The organism is Pseudoduganella danionis (genome assembly GCF_009720775.1).
GTDB classification, from domain to species: domain Bacteria; phylum Pseudomonadota; class Gammaproteobacteria; order Burkholderiales; family Burkholderiaceae_D; genus Rugamonas; species Rugamonas danionis.
Genome location: NZ_WNKW01000003.1, coordinates 588,828 through 607,079, shown reverse-complemented (window position 1 = coordinate 607,079; position 18,252 = coordinate 588,828). Strand labels below are relative to the sequence as shown.

Annotated in this window: 18 protein-coding genes; 1 reads left to right on the top strand and 17 read right to left on the bottom strand. The window is 60.4% G+C overall.

Annotation, left to right across the window (positions count from 1 at the left end; all coding sequences use genetic code 11):
• Positions 1-28: 28 nt before the first annotated feature.
• The gene (locus tag GM655_RS14300; protein WP_229632571.1) at positions 29-1,423 is read right to left on the bottom strand and encodes a 2-hydroxycarboxylate transporter family protein; all 1,395 of its coding nucleotides are present in this window, start codon (positions 1,421-1,423) and stop codon (positions 29-31) included.
• Positions 1,424-1,614: 191 nt separating this feature from the next.
• Between GM655_RS14300 and GM655_RS22990 the strand changes: the two genes are divergently transcribed.
• Positions 1,615-2,190, top strand: a complete 576-nt coding sequence (locus GM655_RS22990; RefSeq protein ID WP_229632570.1) for a PEP-CTERM sorting domain-containing protein — start codon at positions 1,615-1,617, stop codon at positions 2,188-2,190.
• 98 nt (positions 2,191-2,288) lie between these two features.
• Here GM655_RS22990 and GM655_RS14290 read toward each other — a convergent pair whose 3' ends face one another.
• The 16 genes from GM655_RS14290 to tsf all read right to left on the bottom strand — a co-directional run bounded on the left by GM655_RS14290 (position 2,289) and on the right by tsf (position 18,225).
• Positions 2,289-3,494 carry an EAL domain-containing response regulator gene (locus tag GM655_RS14290; RefSeq protein ID WP_155435307.1) on the bottom strand — a complete coding sequence of 402 codons (1,206 nt, stop codon included), beginning with the start codon at positions 3,492-3,494 and terminating at the stop codon, positions 2,289-2,291.
• Positions 3,495-3,528: 34 nt separating this feature from the next.
• The gene (locus tag GM655_RS14285; protein WP_155435306.1) at positions 3,529-4,314 is read right to left on the bottom strand and encodes a TrmH family RNA methyltransferase; all 786 of its coding nucleotides are present in this window, start codon (positions 4,312-4,314) and stop codon (positions 3,529-3,531) included.
• Positions 4,311-4,964, bottom strand: coding sequence for a ribonuclease HII (gene rnhB, locus GM655_RS14280; RefSeq protein ID WP_155435305.1), 654 nt, complete (start codon positions 4,962-4,964; stop codon positions 4,311-4,313). The genes GM655_RS14285 and rnhB overlap by 4 nt, the downstream gene beginning before the upstream one ends.
• 10 nt (positions 4,965-4,974) lie before the next feature.
• Entirely contained in the window at positions 4,975-6,162 is a 1,188-nt protein-coding gene (lpxB, locus tag GM655_RS14275; RefSeq protein WP_371866816.1) for a lipid-A-disaccharide synthase, read from the bottom strand.
• A complete protein-coding gene (gene lpxA / locus GM655_RS14270; protein ID WP_155435304.1) occupies positions 6,146-6,934 on the bottom strand; it encodes an acyl-ACP--UDP-N-acetylglucosamine O-acyltransferase in 789 nt (262 codons plus the stop codon). The genes lpxB and lpxA overlap by 17 nt, the downstream gene beginning before the upstream one ends.
• Before the next feature lie 2 nt (positions 6,935-6,936).
• Positions 6,937-7,449, bottom strand: a complete 513-nt coding sequence (fabZ, locus tag GM655_RS14265; protein ID WP_155435303.1) for a 3-hydroxyacyl-ACP dehydratase FabZ — start codon at positions 7,447-7,449, stop codon at positions 6,937-6,939.
• The gene (gene lpxD, locus GM655_RS14260) at positions 7,446-8,507 is read right to left on the bottom strand and encodes a UDP-3-O-(3-hydroxymyristoyl)glucosamine N-acyltransferase (RefSeq protein ID WP_155435302.1); all 1,062 of its coding nucleotides are present in this window, start codon (positions 8,505-8,507) and stop codon (positions 7,446-7,448) included. Before lpxD ends, fabZ begins: the two co-directional genes overlap by 4 nt.
• A gap of 21 nt (positions 8,508-8,528) precedes the next feature.
• Complete coding sequence (locus GM655_RS14255; RefSeq protein ID WP_155435301.1) at positions 8,529-9,053, bottom strand: OmpH/Skp family outer membrane protein; 525 nt, start codon at positions 9,051-9,053, stop codon at positions 8,529-8,531.
• A 51-nt stretch (positions 9,054-9,104) separates the two neighbouring features.
• Positions 9,105-11,441 carry an outer membrane protein assembly factor BamA gene (gene bamA / locus GM655_RS14250; RefSeq protein WP_155435300.1) on the bottom strand — a complete coding sequence of 779 codons (2,337 nt, stop codon included), beginning with the start codon at positions 11,439-11,441 and terminating at the stop codon, positions 9,105-9,107.
• Positions 11,442-11,520: 79 nt separating this feature from the next.
• Positions 11,521-12,933: an RIP metalloprotease RseP gene (gene rseP, locus GM655_RS14245; RefSeq protein WP_155435299.1), complete on the bottom strand. Its 1,413-nt coding sequence runs from the start codon at positions 12,931-12,933 to the stop codon at positions 11,521-11,523.
• Positions 12,930-14,123, bottom strand: coding sequence for a 1-deoxy-D-xylulose-5-phosphate reductoisomerase (gene ispC / locus GM655_RS14240; protein ID WP_155435298.1), 1,194 nt, complete (start codon positions 14,121-14,123; stop codon positions 12,930-12,932). The genes rseP and ispC overlap by 4 nt, the downstream gene beginning before the upstream one ends.
• A gap of 9 nt (positions 14,124-14,132) precedes the next feature.
• Positions 14,133-14,969: a phosphatidate cytidylyltransferase gene (locus GM655_RS14235; protein ID WP_155435297.1), complete on the bottom strand. Its 837-nt coding sequence runs from the start codon at positions 14,967-14,969 to the stop codon at positions 14,133-14,135.
• Complete coding sequence (gene uppS, locus GM655_RS14230; RefSeq protein WP_155435296.1) at positions 14,969-15,721, bottom strand: polyprenyl diphosphate synthase; 753 nt, start codon at positions 15,719-15,721, stop codon at positions 14,969-14,971. Before uppS ends, GM655_RS14235 begins: the two co-directional genes overlap by 1 nt.
• A 126-nt stretch (positions 15,722-15,847) precedes the next feature.
• Positions 15,848-16,408: a ribosome recycling factor gene (gene frr, locus GM655_RS14225; RefSeq protein WP_155435295.1), complete on the bottom strand. Its 561-nt coding sequence runs from the start codon at positions 16,406-16,408 to the stop codon at positions 15,848-15,850.
• 42 nt (positions 16,409-16,450) lie between these two features.
• Complete coding sequence (gene pyrH / locus GM655_RS14220) at positions 16,451-17,167, bottom strand: UMP kinase (RefSeq protein WP_155435294.1); 717 nt, start codon at positions 17,165-17,167, stop codon at positions 16,451-16,453.
• Positions 17,168-17,313: 146 nt separating this feature from the next.
• Positions 17,314-18,225, bottom strand: coding sequence for a translation elongation factor Ts (gene tsf / locus GM655_RS14215; RefSeq protein ID WP_155435293.1), 912 nt, complete (start codon positions 18,223-18,225; stop codon positions 17,314-17,316).
• Positions 18,226-18,252: the final 27 nt, after the last annotated feature.

Here is an 18,252-nt window from a genome sequence, read left to right as displayed (position 1 = left end):
GGCCAACGGTCAGGCCGTCATCGCATGATCATGCCATGCCCACCCGAGCCAGCGCGAACAGCGCCAGCGTGACGACGATGGCGCCGCCTATGCGGGTGGCGATCTGGGCGAACGGCATCATCTGCATGCGGTTGGCCGCCGTCAGGATCGCCACGTCGCCCGTGCCGCCCTGACCGCTATGGCAGGCATTGATGATGGCCGTTTCGATCGGGTACATCTTCAGCATACGTCCCACCACAAAGCCTGTCGCCATCAGCGTGGCCACCGTCGCAACGATGGTGATCAGATTGACGATGGTGAATGCCGCGATCAGTTTTTCCCATGGCGTCAGCGCGGCGCCGATGGCGAACAGCAGCGGATAGGTGACGGCCGTCGAGAAGAACTTGTACACCACACCCGAAGCCTGCTGCAACTGGGGCGAGACCACCCGGCACAGCATCAGCAGCACGGCCACGAACAGCATCACCACCGGCGCAGGGAAATCGAACAGCTTATGCGACATCAGGCCTACCATGTAGAGCGCAATCGCCGTCAGGCCGGCGCCGGCAATCTGGCCTACATCGACCGTCGCGGCCGGCAGTTCCGTCACACGCACATCGTCCTCACTACCGGGCTGCAGCCGGCCCTCGCCCGTCAAGTGGGGATAGCGTTTGCCGACAAAGTTGAGCGCGCCTGCCATCAGGATGGCGCTCAGGCTGCCCAGCATCACTGGCGGCAGTACCTGCGCAAAGATCTCACCCTGCGCATGGCCGAGGATGGCGGCATAGCCTATCGACAGGGGAATCGCGCCCTCGCCCACACCGCCCGCCATGATGGGCACCACGATGAAGAACAGCGTGTGTTGCCAGCTCATGCCGAGCGCCGTACCCACGGCCGTGCCGACCAGCGCAGCTACCACAGTACCGGCGGCCAGCGGCGCAAAAATCTTCAGGAAGCCTTTGATGAGCACATCGCGGTCCATGCTGAAGATGCTGCCCACCACGATGGAGGCAATGAACAGGTAGAGGAAGTTGCTGTTCTTGGTGAATTCGGCCACGTTCTTCAGCAGCACGGGCGGCATGGCGTGGGCATAGACGAGAAACGATGGCACAAAGGTAGCAAAGATCGCAGCCGCACCGATGTGCCGCAGCAATGGCATGCGCTTACCGAATTCGGCGCAGGTAAAGCCGCCCACGGCCAGCACGGCGATCGATACCGAGATGTCGGTCGGCACTTTGCCCATGTAGACAAAGCCGCCTATCAGAGCCAGCAACAGCAGATAGACGGGCAGCGGCACCAGGCCAATGCGCAGCTCCATGGCACGCCATGCCAGCATATGCGGCGGGGCACTGGCAGCATCGTCATGCTCATGGATAGGGCTGACGCTGGCCATGCCGTGCTGGGGCGTGGAAGCCTGATAAGGGGAAGTTTGGCGGTTCATCATGTCTCCTGTGACTGGTTCTGGCAGGAGTGTAAGTGGCGCTAGCTTTCAAAACGCTTTCTGAACGCCTGCTGTTTGATTATCACAAAAACCACAAAGGATGCCATATAGTAAAAATAAATGATGCAAGTACATTTTTTTATGCTAATCTCCGCTTATTCGCAGTAACAACCGATGTCAAGAGGGAAAATCCAATGAAACTCATAAAATCCGCATCGATCGCGCTCGCTCTGGGCATGACTCTGGCATCCGGCATGGCTGCTGCCGATACAACAACCTGCTCCGGCAGCTCCATCGAGGTCATTGTGGGCGGCCATTCCGTCCCCGTGTCCTGCCTCGGTTATTACTCGGGCAATCTGAACGGTAACTCACATACCTGGCAAACTGTCAGCAACGATTTGACTTCGTGGGGCGTTACTCTTTCCGGCCCTGTAGCCGCCTCCAGCATGGTATCTTCGCTGAGTGGCGCTGCGAATTTCCACTTCAGCCAGACCCTGTATGGCGAAACCATCATCGGTATCCATTACGGCATAGTCGATGTGACCACTAATTTAGGTACGACCAGCTACAATAACCAAACCGCGTTCTACAAATTTAATGCCGGTACTACGGGCGTGAGCAACATCATCAACCACATCGCATCGATTTCCAATGCCACCGTGTACCGCACCGGCGTCATGACGCCCGTACCGGAACCGGAAACCTATGCAATGTTGCTCGCTGGTCTGGGCATGGTGGGTCTGATCGCCCGCCGCCGCAAGCAGGCTTGATATAAGACATCGCTGCCCGTCTGCGGGCAGTCCATCAGACACTGCGGCCCTTGCGCCGCAGGAAGCGCCGGGTACAGCTTGCTGACCCGGCGTTTTGTTTAGAAGAAGTGGCGCCAGTCCGTCAGCCAGGCGGGGAATTCCTCCACCGGCATGGGTTTGGCGATGTAATAGCCTTGGGCGTAGGTGCAGCCCAGCCCTTGCAGGAAATCCCAGTCTTCCTTGGTTTCCACGCCCACCGCCACCGAGCGGCGGTCGAGGTTGCGGGCCAGCCCCAGACAGGAACGCAGCACGGTGGCGATGGCGGGCTTTTTGAACGCGCCATCGACAAAGCTGCGGTCTATCTTCAGTTCGGAGAACGGAATACGGGCCAGCAACTGCAGGTTGCTGCGCCCCGTACCATAATCATCGATGGCCAGACCATAGCCTTTCATGCGCAGGCGCAGCAGGCGCTCGATGAAATGCGGTTCCGTGGTCAGTACAGCCGATTCGGTCATTTCAAAGGTGATGTAATCGGGCAGGATGCGGTGGCGCTCCAGACAGGCCGCCATCTGCTCCATGAACTGGGCATGCGCCAGCGTGCTGGGGTCCACATTGATCGAGAAGGATATGGGGATGCCCTGATCGTGCAGGGTGCGGCAGGCCGCGACCGATTTCTCGATCAGGCTCCAGTCGAGAAAATCGATGCGCTTGTGCTGCTCCAGCACCTGCATGAAGGCGGCCGGGCCCAGTACTCCGAACACGGGATGGCGCCAGCGCGCAAACATTTCCAGCCCCTTCACCTGGCCCGTTTCCAGTTCTATCTTGGGCTGGAAATACGGATCGAACTGGCCATCTTGTAGGCCTTGCCCGACTTCGGCAAAGCTGAACTTCGGCAGTTGGCCATGCGCTTCGTTGATGCGCGGCGCCGATGGCTGGGCCGCATGTTCTATCAGGCTTTGCAACCGTGCCGGCGCGACCGGCTTGGCCAGCGTACCCCAGATGTTTACGCCATAGGCTTGCGCCATGGTTTCTACCGAGATCAGCACGGCGCTGCTCTGGGCGCCGATCACGATGATGCCTGCCTTGCAGCGCTGTTCGGCCAGGCGGCGTATGAGTTCGAGCGCATCCATACCGGGCAGCGCCAGATCGAGAATGGCCGCATCCACTTGCGGCGCCAGGCCGGAAGTCAGGTGGCGCAAGGCGGTATGGCCATCCGGCACCTGGGTAATGTGGCCTACCCCGAGGTGCACCAGAACATCGGCCAGCGCCAGACGCTGACTCTGTTCTCCTTCGGCTACCAGAAAGTGCAACTGGGCGATGTCCATGCGGGGCTCCATTCATCGCGCTAAATAAGCGCGCTTAGACCTGATTCTGCCTGACTTGCTCGAAAAAGCATACTGCCGCGCAAGCTGCCACATTCAGCGATTCGACTTGCCCCAGATGGGGGATCACCACCTGATGGGTGGCCAGCGACAGCAGATCATCAGCCACGCCCTGCCCTTCGTGGCCAAACAGCCAGGCTACCGGCTGGCGCAAATCGACATCATACAGCCGCTGCGTGGCATAGCCGCTAGTGGCCAGCGTGCTGACGCGGGCGTTGCGTACCAGCTCGGCCAGATCGACGTTTTCATAGATATCAAGCACGAAATGGGCACCCATGGCCGCACGCAGCACCTTGGGCGACCAGCAATAGGCCGAACCGGCGCTGCAATACACTTGCTTGATACCTGCCGCTGCGGCACTGCGCAGGATAGAGCCCATATTGCCGGGGTCCTGCACGCCATCGAGCAGCACGGCATTCACCGCCAGCGGACCGCTAACGCTGCGTTCCGGCGTAGCGATGGAAAACATCACACCAACGCCATGCTCGACCTGCGAAATGGCTTTGAACAGGCTGTCGGGCAGCGCCAGTACTTGGCCGTGGCGCGCTTCCAACTGGCCGATGATGTCCATTACTTCGCCATGCTGCAGCGCCGATTCACTGACGATGCATTGCTCGGGCAGGCCGCGCAACTGCAAATAGGACTGGCACAGGTGTACGCCATCGAGCAGGGTGCGGCCCAGCTTGCGCCGCGTGGCGGCATTGCCGGCCAGTTTGACCAGCTCTTTGTACTGCGCGTTATCGCGCGAGGTAATCGTCTTCATGCTGCCTCCCCTCGGGCCGGCACGCCGCCCTGCGGGCCGGCAGCCAGCGCTGCCCTAACCGGCGCAAACGAACGGCGGTGCACGGGCGAAGCGCCGAACTCGCGCAGGCGGGCCAGATGCAACGCCGTGCCATAACCTTTGTGCTGGTCGAAGCAGTATTGCGGATAGGCTTCGTGCAGCGACACCAGCGCCGCATCGCGCGCCGTCTTGGCCAGTATCGAAGCAGCGGAAATGGCTTCCACCTTGTCGTCGCCGCCGACGATGGCCATGCTCTGGATCTTCATCACGGGGCAGCGGTTGCCATCGATCAGGGCCAGCGTAGGGACGGTCTGCAGCGCTTCCACGGCGCGCCGCATGGCCAGCATGGTGGCCTGCAGTATGTTCAGCTGGTCGATTTCCGCTTCCGACGCTTCGGCGATGGCCCAGGCCAGCGCCTGCGCCTTGATCACGGGCGCCAGCAAGTCGCGCTTGGCTTCCGTCAGCTTCTTGGAATCGCGCAGGCCGTCGATGGGACGGGCCGGATCAAGGATCACGGCCGCCGCAAACACGGGGCCGGCCAGCGGCCCGCGCCCTGCTTCGTCCACGCCGCAAATGATTTCATCGGGCGAGTCGGGCAGATAGTCGAACAGGCCGGGGTTAGGGTTCTTCATGTTGAGGTTCTTATGCTTGGATTACTTTGAGCACGGCTGCCGCGCTCTCCTGCGCGCTATTGCGCAGCAGGCTGTGATGCATATCGCTGAAGCGCTGCGCCAGCCGCAAACGGTGCGGCGCATCCGTCAGTTGCTGCCACATGGCTTCAGCCAGCGCCTGCGGGTTGGCCGCGTCCTGCAGCAGCTCCGGCACGAGGAATTCACGCGCCAGAATATTCGGCAAGCCTATCCACGGCTGGTAGCCGAAGTGGCGCAGTATCTGCCATTCCAGCGCCATCATCTTGTAGGCGATCACCATGGGCTTCTTGAACAGCGCCACTTCCAGCGAAGCCGTGCCGGAAGCCACCAGCACCGCATCGGCCGCCGCAATCGCCGTGTGCGACTGGCCATCGAGCAGGGTCAGCTCGACATCCTGCAGGCCAGCCTGTGCAATCAGTTCGAGGAAATACTGGCGCTGGCGTGCGCCCGCCATCGGCACGACAAAGCGCAGCGAGTGGTCGCGCTGTTTGAGCAGCCGCGCCGCACTGATAAAGGCCACCGTGTTGTACTTAATCTCCGACATGCGGCTGCCGGGCATAATGGTCACCACATTGGCCTGCTCCGGCAGGCCCAGCGTACGCCGCGCCCCCGCCTCGTCGGTTGCCAGTGGTATCAGTTCGGCCAACGGGTGGCCCACATAGCTGACCGGCACACCGGCCTTGCGGTAGATTTCCTCTTCAAACGGAAACACCACCAGCATATGCGACACAGCGCGGATGATTTTCTTGATGCGGCCACCGCGCCAGGCCCAGATCTGCGGCCCGATGTAATGGATGGTGGGGATACCGGCAGCCTTGAGCTGCTCTTCCAGTCCCAGATTAAAGCCCGGATAGTCGGCACCGATGAAGGCAGCCGGACGTTCGGCCAGCAGCTGGTCACGCAACTGGTTCTGGATACCCTTGATTTCGCGGTAGCGCGGAATCACTTCAAGCACACCGCGCACGGTGAGCTTGTCCATGGGCCAGTGCGATTCGAAGCCCTGCGCCATCATCTGCTCGCCGCCTATGCCGTGGAAGCGGGCGTCGGGCAGATGCGGGCGCAGACCGGACAGCAGACGGGCCGCCAGCATGTCGCCGGACGGCTCGCCCGCTACCAGCGCGAGCGACATTGGCGACCTGGCCGACAGGCCAGCCGCCGTGCTATCAGCGGACGATGCCACGGGTGGCCGTGCCGAGGAACTCGCGCATAGCACGGATCTGCTCAGCCGCCGCTGGATTGGCGCTTTCTTCTGCCAGCAGCGCCGTCTTGGCTTCTTCCAGCGTCAGGCCGGAACGGTAAATCAACTTGTAGGCGGTACGGATGCCGTTGATCTGCTCGCGCGTAAAGCCGCGCCGTTTCAGGCCTTCGATATTCACGCCATGCGCCTGAGCCGGATTCCCGTTCAGCAGCACGAATGGTGGTACGTCCTGGGTCAGCGAAGTGCTCATGCCGACAAAAGCGTGTGCACCGATCTTGCAGAACTGGTGCACATTGGCGAAGCCGCTCATGATCACCCAGTCGCCGATCTCGACGTGGCCGGCGATCTGCGCATTGTTCGAGAAGATCGTATTACTGCCCACCTGACAGTCGTGCGCCAGATGCACGTAGGCCGAAATCCAGTTGTCATTACCCAGCGACGTCACGCCCTTGTCCTGCACCGTACCTGTGTTGAAGGTACAGAATTCGCGGATGGTGTTACGGTCGCCGATGGTCAGGCGGGTCGGTTCGCCATTCCACTTCTTGTCCTGCGGCGCAGCGCCTATCGACGAGAACTGGAAGAACTTGTTATCGCAGCCTATGGTGGTATTGCCCTCGATGACCACGTGCGGCCCCACCACGGTGCGCGCACCGATCACCACATTCGGGCCTATGACCGAGTACGGGCCGATTTCAACGCTATCGTCGAGCTGGGCCTTGCTGTCGACGATGGCGGTTGCATGGATCTTGGCCATGATTACTTCCCGGCTGGCTGGCTAGCGTCGGTGGCGCTACGGATGGTGCACATCAGTTCTGCTTCGACGGCGGTCTGGCCGTCAACCGAACCGACTGCCTTGTATTTCCAGATGCCGCGCGAAACGCGCAGGATTTCCACATTCATCACCAGCTGATCGCCCGGTTCCACCGGACGCTTGAAGCGGGCATTGTCGATGCCGACGAAGTACACCACCGAGTTCTCGTCCGGTTTGATGTCCATGGTCAGGAAGGACAGAATGGCAGCCGTCTGCGCCATCGCTTCGATCATCAGCACACCCGGCATCACTGGCTTGTGCGGGAAGTGGCCATTGAAGAATTCTTCATTGACGGTGACGTTCTTGACGGCGGTAATGCTCTTGCCCGATTCCCAGTCCAGCACGCGGTCCACCAGCAGCAGCGGGTAGCGGTGTGGCAGGTACTGTTTGATGGTGTGGATATCCAGGCACTTCTTGGTGCAGGTGGATACAGAGCTTTCCGGGGTGTTCGTAGTCATAATGTTTTCTCGTCCTGATTCGTCAATGTTTTAATTGTTTTTTCCAGCGCGCGGATTTTATCGCGCATCGTCGACAGATTGCGCACAATGACTGCCGATTTTTCCCATTCGCTGTTTTTGGCCAGCGGGTAGAAGCCCGTGTACTGGCCCGGTTCCAGGATGGAGCGCGATACCATGCTGCCCGATCCTACATGTACTTTATCCACGATGGTCAAGTGGCCCAGCACCATGGCGGCGCCGCCGAAAGTGCAGTACTTGCCTATCTTGGCGCTGCCGGCCACGCCGACGCAGCCGGCCATGGCCGTGTGGGCACCGATGTGGCAGTTGTGGCCAATCTGGATCTGGTTATCGAGCTTGACGCCATCTTCGATAATGGTGTCGGCCAGTGCACCACGGTCTATCGTGGTGTTGGCACCAATGTCCACATCGTCGCCGATGACTACCCTGCCGGTTTGCGGAATCTTGATGTAGACCCCGCCCTCGTTGGCGAAACCGAATCCGTCCGTGCCGATCACGGCACCGGAATGGATGATGCCGCGCTGACCGATCACGCACTGGGCGTGGAAGGTCACGTTGGCGAACAGGTGAGTCTCGGCGCCGATCACCGCTTCACGGCCGATATAGCAGCCGGCGTCGATCACGGCGTTTTCGCCGATCACGGCGCCGCTCTCGATCACCACACGCGCGCCGATATGGGCGCTGGCGGCCACCTGGGCATCCTCGGCCACCACAGCACTGGCATGCACTCCGGGCTGCGGCACCAGTGCCGTCAGCGATTCGAAATACTGCGCCGCGCGGGCGAAATACACATACGGATTATTCGTCACGATCAGCGCACCGGAAAAACCAGCGCTGATGAAGGCTTGATCGGCAGCCGACACGATCAGTGCCGCCGCCTGGCTTTGCAGCGCCTGCGCGCGCAATTTGCTGTTACTGAGGAAGCTGATGTGCGAAGCGCTGGCGTCCGCCAATGGTGCAATGCCGTCCACTTCGAGGTTGGCATCGCCCATCAACTGACCGCCGAGGCGTTCGACCAATTGCCCTAGTCGAGTGCCCATCGGGTGGTCCAATCTGTTGAATTATTTATCTTTATCGAGTGCGGCCAGCACTTTATCGGTGATGTCGATGCGCGGGCTGGCCCAGACGGCGTCCTGCAGCACGATATCGAAGCCTTCCACCGTTGCCATCTGCTTGATGATCTTGGTGGCTTTTTCCGAAATCGCCTGGCGTTCCTCGTTGGTGCGCTGGTTCAGGTCTTCGCGGAACTCGCGCTGACGACGCTGGTATTCCTTATCCAGCTCGAACACATCGCGCTGGCGCTTGACGCGATCGGTTTCGGCCAGCGTCGGTATATCCTTTTCCAGCTTTTCGGAGGCTGCCTTGAGCCGCGTCGCCATGTCGTTCATGGCTTTTTCGCGGCTCTTGAATTCTTCCTGCAGCTTCTCGCCGGCCAGCTTGGCCAGCTTGGATTCGTTGTAGATGCGCTCGGGGCTGAGCCATGCAATGCGCGACACCGAAGTCTGGGCCTGCACCGGCGCCCAGGCGCAGCAGCCCAGTGCAAGCACGGCCAGAGTTTTGCTCAGGTTAGCGGACAGAGTCTTCAACTTATTTCTCCGAAGTAATTTTCAATACCGGCTATCAGATCGCCTGCGAGCTTAGAAGCCGCTACCCATCTGGAACTGGAAGCGTTCCAGACGATCGCCCGGTTTGGCGTTCAAGGGCTTAGCATAACTCAGTTTCAGCGGGCCCACCGGCGAAATCCAGCTAATGCCCAGACCGGTCGAGTAGCGCAGTTCGGAAGCGCGCATCTTCTGGCCTTCCTGATACACCTGACCCGAATCGAGGAAGCCGAACCAGCGCAGGCTGCGGTCCTTGCCCGAACCGGGGAACGGCAGCTGCAGCTCGGCGTTACCGATCAGACGCGAAGCACCACCGAGCGCATCGAAGTAGTAAGGATCGACGGCACCCAGCGAAGAGCTCAGGTAGCCGCGCACGGAACCGATACCGCCGCCGTAGAAGTTCTTGAACACGGGGTATTTGCTGTTACGCAGACCGTGACCGTAATCGATTTCGCCCTTCAGAGCCAGCGTGATATTCCAGAACAGCGGTTTGTACCACTGGTGTTCGTACACGGCGCGGAAGTACTGCTGCTGACCGACCACGTCGATCTCCAGATTGGCGCGCTGGTAGCGGCCCAGCGTCGGCGTCAGCGCGGAATCGCGGCTGTCGCGCGCCCAGGCGGCCGTCAGCGGCACGGCGTGGGTCTGGGCAGTGCCGGTACCATCGGGGCTGCCGGTCACGCTGGTGACGTATTCGCGGAAGCGGGTCGGCGACGTCAGGTCGGTGGTGATGCGCGAGCGCTCCAGACCGATACCGAAGAACACCGTATCGACTTCCGAGAACGGCACACCGTAGCTGATACGGCCACCCTGTTGGCGGATGGTGTAGCTACCGATGTTCAGCGCCGGCGGCTGCTGGGTACGCATATACACTTCATACGAACGCGATACGCCGTCGTCGGTGTAGTACGGGTCGGTCTGCGAGAACGAAATGGTGCGGCTGTATTTCGAGGTATTCAGTTCGATGCCGACGGTGGTACCCGAACCGGCAAAGTTAGCCTGCTGGATCGCGGCCTGGAAGGAGAACTTCTCCGACTGCGAGAACGCGCCACCGATCTGGAAGTTACCGGTCGGCTTTTCCACCACGGTTAGGTTGACGTCCACCTGATCGGAGGTACCCTGCGCTTCCGGCGTATCCACCGTCACGTCCTTGAAGTAGCCCAGACGGTCGACGCGATCGCGCGACAGCTTGATCTTGTTGGCGTCGTACCACGACGATTCAAACTGGCGGAACTCGCGGCGGATTACTTCGTCGCGGGTGGTGGTGTTACCGGCGATGTTCATGTGGCGCACGTAGGCGCGCTTGCCCGGATCGATAAAGAAGGTAAACGATACTTCGCGTTTTTCGCGGTCGATGTCCGGATTGGCGTTGACGTTGGCGAAAGCGTAGCCGAAGGTGCCCAGACGGTCGGAGATCAGCTTGTTGGTAGCCGTCAGGCGCTCGCCCGAATAGGTCTCGCCTTTACGCAGCAGCACCAGCGAACGCAGTTCTTCCTCGCGGCCGAAGGTCTCGCCTTCGAACTTGATACCGTTGACCGTGTACTTCTGGCCTTCGGTGATGTTGATGGTGATGTAGATGTCCTTCTTGTCCGGCGTGATCGACACCTGGGTCGAATCGATCTGCATCTCGATATAACCGCGGTTCAGATAGTAGGACTTGAGCGCCTCGATATCGCCGGTCAGCTTGGTCTTGGAATACTGGTCGGACTTGGTGTACCAGCTAAACCAGCCGCCTGTATTCAGTGCCAGTTCGTCTTTCAGCTCCTTGTCGCTGAATACCTTGTTGCCGACGATGTTGATCTGCTTGATCTTGGCGATTTCGCCTTCATCCACGGCAAACGTAATGTTGACGCGGTTACGTTCGATCGGCGTCACGGTGGTGACGATCTTCACGCCGTACAGGCCATGCGACAGGTACTGGCGCTTGAGTTCCTGCTCGGCGCGGTCGACCGAAGCCTTGTCGAAAATCTTGGTCTCGCCCACGCCGATATCTTTCAGCGCCTTGACCAGCGTGTCTTTCTCGAATTCCTTGGTGCCGGTGAACTCCACTTTGGAGATGGCCGGACGTTCTTCCACCAGCACGACCAGCACATCGCCGTCGCGTTCCAGTTTCACGTCCTTGAAGAAGGAAGTGGCATACAGCGCCTTGATGGCGGCCACGCCCTTATCGTCGTTGAAGGTCTCGCCTACCCGCACTGGCAGATAGCTGAAAACCGTACCGGCTTCCGTACGCTGGATGCCTTCGACGCGGATATCCTTGACGACGAAGGGCTCGATGGCCATGGCACTGCCGGCGCACAGCGCCAGAACTGCAGCGCCTATCAGGCTGCGGCGAAACGGGGATGAAGTAATACGGTCAGAATATAATTTCATTGGGTATTCAATGGCTAATCAACGAACTACGCTGCTTATACACAGCGCACAGCTCACACAGCTCTCTGCTACAACTCAGTTACAGCAATCGCACAACGTCGTTAAACACCGCCAGCAGCATTAAAGTCAGCAACAGGCCTATGCCGAAACGCTGCGCAATCTCACCAAAACGCTCCGGCACAGAGCGCCCAGTTAAAACTTCCAGCGAATAATACAGCAAATGCCCCCCATCTAGAACGGGAATCGGTAGCAAATTCATCACCCCTAAACTGATGCTGATGAAGGCGATGAAGCTAAGATAGCTGGCAACCCCTGCCCTTGCGGTCTGGCCGGCATAATCGGCAATCGTCAGGGGGCCGGTGACATTTTTCAGCGAAGCTTCGCCGATCAGCATTTTTCCCACCATTTTGACCGACATTACCGACGTTTCCCACACGCGCTGCACGGCTTTGCCTAGCGCGGCAGGAGGCGACGACACCACTTTGATCATATCCGGCGCCAGCGCGATGTAGGCGCTGATCTTACCGACTGTTACAGTTCCTTGAGCTTTGCCGCCCTTGCCGTCTTTGCCTGCCAACTGCGCTGCGGGCACCTGCTCGCCCTGTGGCACCATGGCCAACGTCAGCTCCTGGCCAGCGCGACGTACCTGCACCTGCACGGTGCGGCCGGCGGCAGCACGGATAATCTCGATAAATGCGATGCCGTCAGCCACCGGCGTGTCATCCACGGCCAGCAGCAGATCGTCCACCTGCAGGCCGGCGCGCGCGGCAGGGCCGCCGGCTATCACCTGCTGCACCACAGGCAGCGGACGGGCCATGCCCAGCCCCAGATCGCCCGCGACATCGCCTTCCACATCAAGGCCGGCCAGCAGCACGGCCGGCAGCACGAAGTTGTAATGGCCCTGCCCTGCACGCTCCACCGACAGCTGCACGTCGCTGCGGTTGATCACGCCCTGTATCAGTTCCCAACGCAGTTCCGACCAGGAGATCACAGCATGGCCATTCACGGCCGTGATCAAATCACCGCTGCGCACACCGGCCAGCCAGGCTGCACCGGCACCTTTGCTCTCACCCACAGTGGCTTGTACGCTGACTTTGCTGGTAGGTTCCTGCACGCCGACCATATACAGGCCGGCAAACAGCACGATGGCCAGCAGGAAGTTGGCCAGCGGGCCGGCTGCCACGATGGCGATACGCTTCCATACATTCTGACGGGTGAATTCGCGCGCCAGATCGGATTCCGGCAGACCTTCCAGATTACCTTCGCGCGCATCGAGCATCTTGACGTAGCCGCCCAGCGGCAAGGCCGAGACTACCCACTCCGTCTGATCGGGACCATAGCGGCGCGACCAGACCACCTTGCCCATGCCGACCGAGAAGCGCAGCACTTTGACACCACACCAGCGCGCCACCAGATAGTGCCCCAGCTCGTGGATCGTAATCAGAGTCCCGAGGCAGACGATGAACGCCAGTACGGTCTGCAGCAGGTTCATTTTGCCTGCCCGGCGCGCAATTCTGCGATGTAGCGCTGGGCCGCCTGACGGGCCACAGCATCCTGCGCCATCACGGCGTCTATGCTGTCGGCCGCACCGTGCGGCACGCTATCAACCACATGGGCAATCACGCGGTCGATCTGGCGGAAGCCGATCTGCAGATCGAGGAAGGCCTGCACCGCCACTTCATTGGCCGCATTCAGCAGGGCCGGCGCCGTACCGCCTGCACGCAGTGCCTCAAAAGCCAGTGCCAGACAGGGGAAACGCTCGAAATCGGGACGCTGGAACTGCAGCGTGGCGATCTGGGTCAGGTCGAGCGGACCAACGCCGGACGCTATGCGTTCGGGATAGGCCAGCGCATGGGCGATCGGTGTGCGCATATCGGGGTTGCCCAGTTGTGCCAGCACGGAGCCATCGGTGTAGGACACCATCGAATGGATCACCGATTGCGGGTGGATCACCACTTCGATCTGGTCAGCCGGTGCGCCGAACAGCCAGTGCGCCTCGATCACTTCCAGACCCTTGTTCATCATGGTGGCCGAATCGACCGAAATCTTGCGGCCCATGCTCCAGTTCGGGTGCTTGCAGGCCTGCTCCGGCGTCACGGCTTCCAGCGTGGCCACATCGCGATTCAGGAATGGCCCGCCCGATGCCGTCAACAGGATCTTCGCCACACCGCTCTGGCCCGGCACGCGCGCATAGTCGGACGGCAGGCACTGGAAGATGGCATTGTGTTCGCTATCGATGGGCAGCAGCACGGCGCCGGATTCCTGCACGGCGTCCATGAACAGCTGGCCGGACATCACCAGCGCTTCCTTGTTTGCCAGCAGTACCTTCTTGCCCGCGCGCGCAGCCGCCAGCGTAGGCGCCAGACCGGCCGCACCGACGATGGCCGCCATCACGCTATCGACTTCGGGCGCGCTGGCGATGCTGCACAGGGCTGCTTCGCCGTATTCCACTTCCGTGTTCAGGCCGGCCGCACGCAGCAAGGCGCTCAGGCGGCCGGCCGCTTCGGCCGTGCCGACTACCGCGCGCAGCGGACGGAACGCGATACACTGGGCCGCCAGTTCTTCGACCCGGCTGTGCGCCGACAATGCATAGACACGGTAGCGCTGCGGGTGACGGGCGAGCACGTCCAGCGTGGACACGCCGATCGAACCGGTGGCGCCAAGGATGGTGATGTGTTGCATGTTATTCTCTCAGAGCCAGAAGCCTATCAGTGCGGCCAGCGGCAGCACGGGGATCAGGGCATCAATACGGTCAAGCACACCGCCGTGGCCGGGCAGCAGATTGCTGCTGTCTTTCATGCCGGCACGGCGCTTGAGTTGGGATTCGAACAGGTCACCGACGATGGACGCGGCGACGATCACGACCAGCAGCAGTAAGGCGATGGCCCAGCCGAAGCGGGCCTGCAGCTTGACGGCGAAGGTATCGGCCAGCCATGGGTGGGCCGGCGCCAGCAGCACGGTGGCACTGGCCAGCAGCAGCACGGCGATGCCGCCGCCGATCGCGCCTTCCCACGATTTGCCGGGCGAAATGGATGGCGCCAGCTTGCGCTTGCCGAAAGCCTTGCCGGCGAAATAGGCGCCGATATCGGCCAGCCACACCAGCGCCATCACGGACAGCAGGTACAGCGGCGATTGCAGATACAGGCCGAGGATGGCGAAGAAGCAGGCAAAGATGGCGAAGCTGAACGTGATCGCCATCGACCAGTTGCCGCCCCCTTGCAGCGGCGGCAGGCCCATGCCCAGCGTGGGCACATAGCGGATCAGCCACAGCAGACAGGCCACGCCATACAGGGAATTGACCGAAGCCGGCTTAGCCACCAACATCAGCAGCACGAACAGTGCGCCACCCGCCAGCCCGGCCAGCTTGGCCTTGGCAGCACTCACACCGAACAGGCGCGCGGCTTCCCACAGCGCTGCGGCCACGAACAGCGTGACCACCGCCGCCACGGCGGGGAAATACTGGGAGAACAGCACGGGCAGCAGCACGGCCAGCAGCAGCACCGCCGTAATTATCCGGGTTTTCAGCATCAGCTTGTCTTCTCTGCCAGTTGCGCACCGGTGCGGCCAAAGCGGCGTTCGCGGTGCTGGTAGGAGGCAATCGCCTCATCCAGACTTTCCTTGCTAAAGTCGGGCCAGTAGGTGTCGGTAAAGAACAGCTCCGTGTAAGCGAGCTGCCACATGAGGAAATTCGAAATGCGCTGTTCGCCGCCCGTGCGGATGAACAGGTCCGGCTCGGGCGCATACGCCATGGCCAGATGGGGCGCCAGTTGTTCTTCGCTGAAATCGTGCGCGCCCGGATGGGCGGCCACCATCTTGCCGATGGCTTGCATGATATCCCAGCGGCCGCCATAGTTGGCGCACACGGTGACAGTCATGCGGGTATTGTTGGCCGTCTTGCGCTCGGCGGCGGCGATCATGCTCTGCAGCTTCTCGTCGAAACGACTCAGGTCGCCCACCACTTTGAGGCGGATATTGTTGGCGTGTAGCTTGGACACTTCGCGGTCCAGCGCCGTGACGAACAGCCGCATCAGCAGCGACACTTCTTCTTCGGGACGGCGCCAGTTTTCCGAGCTGAAAGCAAACAGGGTCAGATATTCCACGCCGCTACGGGCACAGGCCTCGACCACCGTGCGTACGGCATCGACGCCTTTGACGTGGCCAGCGACGCGCGGCAGAAAACGCTTGGTCGCCCAGCGGCCATTGCCATCCATGATGATGGCGATGTGACGTGGCACGGCCGGCACGTCCGGAACTTCAGTAGTCGAACTGGTATATTTCATGAAAACTGCAGTGCCAAAGTGTTAAGTATTGCAGGTGTAGCCCAAAAAAACAAGACGCCAGCAGAGCGCCCGCAGCCAGTGATCGCATCACCGGCCCGGACTCGCTGCTGGCGCCCTTGCTGACGCTTAAACGGTCAGAACTTCCTTCTCTTTCTCCGCCACCATCTTGTCGACATCGGCGATGAACTTGTCGGTGACTTTCTGCACGTCATCGATGGCGCGACGCTCGTCGTCTTCCGAGATAGCCTTGTCTTTCACCAGCTTTTTCAGCGATTCATTGGCATCGCGGCGGATGTTACGCACGGCGATTTTCGCATCTTCTGCTTCGCTCTTGACCAGTTTCACCATTTCCTTGCGGCGCTCTTCGGTCAGCGGCGGGGTCGGTACACGGATCACATCGCCCTGCGCGGCCGGGTTCAGGCCCAGATCGGCATCACGGATGGCTTTTTCGATGGCGGCAGCCATTTTCTTTTCGAATGGCTGCACGCCAATGGTACGGGCATCCACCAGCGTCAGGTTGGCCACCTGATTGATCGGGGTCGGATTACCGTAGTAATCGACGGTGACGTGGTCCAGAATACCCGTGTGGGCACGGCCGGTACGCACCTTGGCCAGATCGGCACGCAGGGTTTCCAGCGATTTGGTCATGCGCTCCTGCGCACTTTTCTTAACGTCAGCTACGGACATTACTGCTCTCCTGAGTTCGGTATTAAGTATAAACGGTTGGCTTTAAACGTGAACCAGCGTGCCCTCTTCCTCGCCCATGATGACGCGCATCAGCGCGCCTGGCTTGGTGATCGAGAACACTTTGATTGGCAGCTTCTGGTCGCGGCACAGCGCAAATGCGGTGGCGTCCATCACTTGCAGGTGTTTGGCGATGGCTTCGTCGAACGAGATCGAGCTGTACAGCGTGGCATTCGGATCCTTTTTTGGATCAGCCGAGTACACGCCATCGACCTTGGTGGCCTTCAGCACGATTTCCGCGCTCACTTCCGAGCCGCGCAGCGACGCCGCCGTATCGGTGGTGAAGAACGGGTTGCCGGTACCGGCGGCGAACACCACCACTTTGCCTTCTTCCAGGTATTGCAGCGCTTTCGGGCGCACATACGGCTCGACTACCTGCTCGATGCCGATTGCCGACATCACGCGGGCAGTGATGCCCACATGGCGCATGGCGTCAGCCAGGGCCAGTGCATTCATCACGGTGGCCAGCATGCCCATGTAGTCGGCCGTAGCACGGTCCATGCCCTGCGCGCCGGGCGCTACGCCACGGAAGATATTGCCGCCGCCAATCACGATAGCCAGTTCCACGCCCAGTTTTGCGACCTCGGCCACATCAGCGACCATGCGCTCGATCGTGCCGCGGTTGATGCCGTAGGCATCATCGCCCATCAGGGCTTCGCCGGACAATTTGAGGAGGACACGTTTGTAGGCTGGTTTGGACATGGGACGGGGCTCCTAAGTTGGGTTTATTCGGGTCAGGCTGCCGGCGCCTATGATACCTAGTCTGGCGCCGGGAACAACAATTTACTGCGGCTGCCCTCACGGAAGGCAGCTTAAAAAAACGGGCCTCTCGGCCCGTTTTCTTTTTATTACGCTCCTTTGGAAGCGGCCATCTGTGCGGCCACTTCAGCAGCGAAGTCATCAACCTTCTTCTCGATGCCTTCACCTACCACGAACATCGTGAAGGCTTTCACGGTGGTGGCTTTTTCTTTCAGCATCTGCTCGATCGATTGCTTGTCGTTTTTCACGAAAGCCTGGTTCAGCAGCGAAACTTCTTTCAGGTACTTCTGTACCGAACCTTCCAGACGTTTAGCAACGATTTCAGCCGACTGAGCTGGCTTGCCTTCGGCTGCCGCTTTGGCAGCATCTTCGTCAGCTTTCAGCTTAGCAACCGAACGCTCTTTCTCGATCAGTTCTGCTGGAACCTGGTCTTGCGACAGAGCCACTGGTTTCATTGCAGCGATGTGCATCGCTACATCTTTACCTACTTGCTCTTCAGCGCCGTCGAAGTCGACGATCACGCCGATACGCGAGCCGTGCAGGTAGGAAGCCAGTTTGCCGGTGGTTTCGAAACGCTGGAAGCGACGGATGGTCATGTTCTCGCCGATCTTGCCGATCAGAGCCGAACGGACTTCGTCCAGGGTTTTGCCATCCAGTGGCAGTGCCAGCAGAGCGGCAACGTCAGCTGGGTTGTGTTCTACGACCAGACGGGCAGCGTTAGCAGCCAGTGCCAGGAAGTCGTCGTTTTTCGCAACGAAGTCGGTTTCCGAGTTGACTTCGATCAGCGCGCCTACGCCGCCGGCGATGTGGGTGGCTACCACGCCTTCAGCGGTGATACGTGCCGAAGCTTTCGATGCCTTGCCGCCCAGTTTGACGCGCAGGATCTCTTCTGCACGCGCCATGTCGCCATCGGCCTCGGTCAGAGCTTTTTTGCATTCCATCATTGGTGCGTCGGTCTTGCCGCGCAGTTCGCCTACCATCGCTGCAGTAATCGCTGCCATGTGTTTCTCCTGTATTCGGTATTCGTG